Annotated in this window: 3 protein-coding genes; all 3 read right to left on the bottom strand. The window is 48.5% G+C overall.

Translation table 11 applies throughout. The features are described from left to right. Positions 1-663: 663 nt before the first annotated feature. The 3 genes from BUA24_RS11505 to BUA24_RS11495 all read right to left on the bottom strand — a co-directional run bounded on the left by BUA24_RS11505 (position 664) and on the right by BUA24_RS11495 (position 3,381). Positions 664-879, bottom strand: coding sequence for a hypothetical protein (locus BUA24_RS11505; protein WP_143146554.1), 216 nt, complete (start codon positions 877-879; stop codon positions 664-666). 550 nt (positions 880-1,429) lie between these two features. Further along, the gene (locus BUA24_RS11500) at positions 1,430-2,359 is read right to left on the bottom strand and encodes an ABC transporter permease (protein WP_084660469.1); all 930 of its coding nucleotides are present in this window, start codon (positions 2,357-2,359) and stop codon (positions 1,430-1,432) included. A gap of 59 nt (positions 2,360-2,418) precedes the next feature. Next, complete coding sequence (locus tag BUA24_RS11495) at positions 2,419-3,381, bottom strand: ABC transporter permease (RefSeq protein ID WP_072792720.1); 963 nt, start codon at positions 3,379-3,381, stop codon at positions 2,419-2,421. Between the last annotated feature and the right edge of the window lie 317 nt (positions 3,382-3,698).

Below are 3,698 nucleotides of genomic sequence, written 5' to 3'. Positions count from 1 at the left end.
GTTCCAAAGACTCTATGGCCTATTTGCACAACTTTAGGCACACAACCGAGATTTTACTGATTGGTACTTTCTCATCTTACTTAAGCCTTCGATTTAACCGGGGCTCAGTATGTGAAGAACACGAAGGTTCTGAGGCCGGGCTCTTAGGCTCGCTAACGAGGAGGAGGCGAAGCAAAGAGTAAGAACCCAACCAAGCAGTATCGCCTCGCTGATCTTCGGATCTCGATACGCCGCTCTTTTTACAGCTACTCTTGTCATAGGTCTTGGTCATCATGTGTTCCTGATCGAGCAAGGAACGTTTGTGAACGTCAGTCGTGTGCCCCCAAAGTGTTGCCGACTGGAGCCGAGGTTTGACACGTTGAACTCACAAAGATCTTCGGTGTGAGAGTTGTACTCCCATCCATCTTCACAATCTCTTTCCGACGACCACCGTCTTCATGTGCTCTTTCAACCTGACATCTACGGTACTACCAAAGTGGTAGAAACTATTGATAGATACTGCCTTAAGACCATAGACGTCTCTTGCCATTGGAAACTCGAGGTTGCTTTAGCGTAAGCAACCAAGGGCATCTACGAGGCAAGGGATGCGCTGCTCATAGCTTCTCCAGGTCAACGTTGGGAAGGAACTCCCAGTCGAACTGTAGTTGATGGTCTGGTGCGATCTCAAAGCGTCTGGCTGCAATCGCGCATGGAGAAACTGAGGGATGGATCTTTACCTACTAAGTCTCTCGCTGCTGTTTCTTTGCCCCCATAGCCAAGTGGGATAAGACGTTCAAGGATTGCGGGAGCCGAAAGAGGCAATACGAGCTCGTCTACCACCTCCTTGAAGGGATCAAAGCTTAAATCCCTTGGCTTGCGAGCCGTGGTGTTCTCTGGCATCATCGCCAAGTTAGGGTCTGACGGTAGAGTTTCTATGGCAAGCACGTTCTACAGTCCACACCAAGACAGTAACCAAACTACTTAAGTTGATATCTACTAATTTGGCTGGATAGTAGCAGCACTCGGGAGACCAACTCCATATCGCTAGGTTTTTTCAACAGGTAAGCTTGCTTTACAGATTGCATAAGTGAGGGGAGTTCTGTGCTTTATTTCGTGACGGACTTTAGTTAGACCCCGAGTACTCCCTTTGATGAGATTTACTTTCGCTTTATTTGCGATGTTCGGTGGTGTTTTAGTTGGCTTCCGAAAAGCGGGGATCCGAAGTGTTTCGATGGTGCGGATGCGCCTAAACTCGACGAGATCCCCGTGCCCTTTCACTTCACGCCTTTTCATCCAGACCGACCTTGGGGGAACCCTTTGCGTAGTTAGGGGATCTCAATACACGATACCCTTGGCTCCGTTGAACACCAAGGGTACCGTATTGTCCTCACACCGAATTAGTGCCGCTAGCGTGCGCACTACACTAGCAGAGACCTGTAATAACGAACAACTACCGTTTTTGAAGGCGAACTTCCAGGGAGTCCCTGAGAGCGTCGCCAATGAAGTTGAACGCTATCACTGTTATGATGATCGCAAAGCCTGCGGGGTAGATCAACCACCAGTATCCGTCGTATATGTAGTTAACACCATTGGAGAGCATCTCACCCCAGCTAGCTGCCGGCGGAGGTAGGCCAAGACCCAAGTAGCTTAAGGTCGCGAGCACCAAAATGGCATCGGCGATTTGAAACGTTGCGTTTACAGCAATCGTACCGATCGTGTTGGGAATTATGTGCCTGACGACGATTCGTGTTGGACCACCGCCCATGATTTTCACGGCCTTTACATACTCTCTGACTCGTAAAGACAGCGCTTCTCCCCTAACCAGCCTGGATGGAGAAAGCCATGATATGAATGAGAGAATCAATACGAGGATGACGATGTTGGGGGTAAAGGCGGCAGCTAAGAATATAAGTAGGAAGAGAGACGGTATCGATAGAAATACATCTACGATACGCATCATCACCGAATCCACCTTACCACCCACATAGCCTGCTATTGCGCCCCATATCACCCCAAAGAGAGTAGCGATTATAGCGACAGCTAGTCCAATCTCCAAGGAACTTTGACCCCCGACCATTAGCCGCCCTAAAACGTCTCGACCGTTCTCGTCGGTGCCTAGTGGATGTCCCTTGCCTGGGGGGAGGTTTATTGCGTAGGTCGTGGAGACCTGATTCGTGTGGTATAGGAGCGGACCGATGAAACAAAAGATGGCCATGCCTACAACTAAAGCGAGTCCGATGATCGCTAGCTTGTTCTCTAAAAAGGTTCTAAGGATGAGAGCAAGAGCGCTTTCGCTCTCGTGGGCCTCTCCTCCTTCTGGTCCATTTGGTGAGATTATCTCGTCATCGAGACTTGTTAGCTTGTCTTCAGCTTTTGTCATACCTTGGTACCATTCTTCATCATTTGATTATCGTCAGAAAAATTCTCCATCATTGGGACCTACGAGTACCTTACTCTTGGGTCTAATACAGCGTAGGCTATGTCAGCTAGTAGATTACCAATTACTGTAGCAACTGAAACTATGAGGATAATGCCTAGCAGTAGGGGAAAGTCACGGCTCACAGCTGCGTTGTAGAAGTCAAGACCTGTTCCAGGGAAGTTGAATACTTGCTCAGTTACAAGTCCTGCTGTAAAGACTCCGGGGAGAGATAGTCCCACCAACGTTGCAATTGGTATAAGCGCGTTTCTGAGCATGTGGCGAAACAGTATCGCTTTATTTGAGAGACCCTTTGCCTTAGCAGTTCTGATCCAGTCCTGGGCTAACGCCTCAATGGCAGAAGATCTCATGTACCTAGAAAAAGAAGCATAGGTGATCAGTGCGAGCGTGATTATCGGGAGCACCAAGCCTGAAGGTTGAGAGAGGATCTGTCCGAGCGTCGATCCCTGAGGAGCCTCGGCAGGAAATAGGTTGAGCTTTTCGGCAAATATGAGAATCACGATTTGACCCGCCCAAAACGTAGGCATCGAGTAGAGAAAGAACGATAACCCTGTCCCCACATAGTCGAGGGTGCGGTTCCGTCGTACTGCCTGCGCAACGCCGACGGGCAACGCAATAAGGATCGAAAGGATGAGAGCCGATCCGACTAAAAGGATCGATTTTGGCATATCCTGGCGCAATACCGAGGTGACAGGTTCGTTCAGCTTATAGGAACGTCCAAGGTTTCCGTGTACAAGATGATCGAGATAATCGAAGTACTGTACGTATACAGGTTGATTCAATCCGTTTTGTTGATTGAAGGCGTCGATCTGGGCTTGGGTGGCTCGTGGTCCTAGAAGGGCTCTGGCTTCTCCACCTGGAATGATGTGCTGAAGGAAGAAAGCAATTATCGATACGCCCAGTATGACGATCAGGGACTGTACGATACGTCGCAGGAGGTACCGAGTCAATCTAGGGACTCCCATGAAGAGTCATTGTCTGATTTTGACGCGTATTTCACAGATTCCCTTTCTCCTTCACCTATTGACTTTCTCCCTGATGCCATTGCCAACAAGGAGAGTAGAGCCTAAACGATAATAAAGCTACAAGAAACTCAATGAGACAAATAACCGTAGTTGTGCTCTATATCTTAGAAGAAGTGCCTAAGGGCACTTCTTCTAAGTAATTACCTAACTTTCTTACTCTGCTTACTTTACAAAGTACCAGGTCTCAGGCGTAATGTTAGCATATGGGTTTTGTGTTACGCCCTTGAGGTTGCTTTGGATCTCCGACAGCTGGAAAG

Origin of the sequence: Ferrithrix thermotolerans DSM 19514 (genome assembly GCF_900128965.1) — a bacterium.
Taxonomy (GTDB): domain Bacteria; phylum Actinomycetota; class Acidimicrobiia; order Acidimicrobiales; family Acidimicrobiaceae; genus Ferrithrix; species Ferrithrix thermotolerans.
This window is presented reverse-complemented; position numbering and strand designations above follow the sequence as displayed.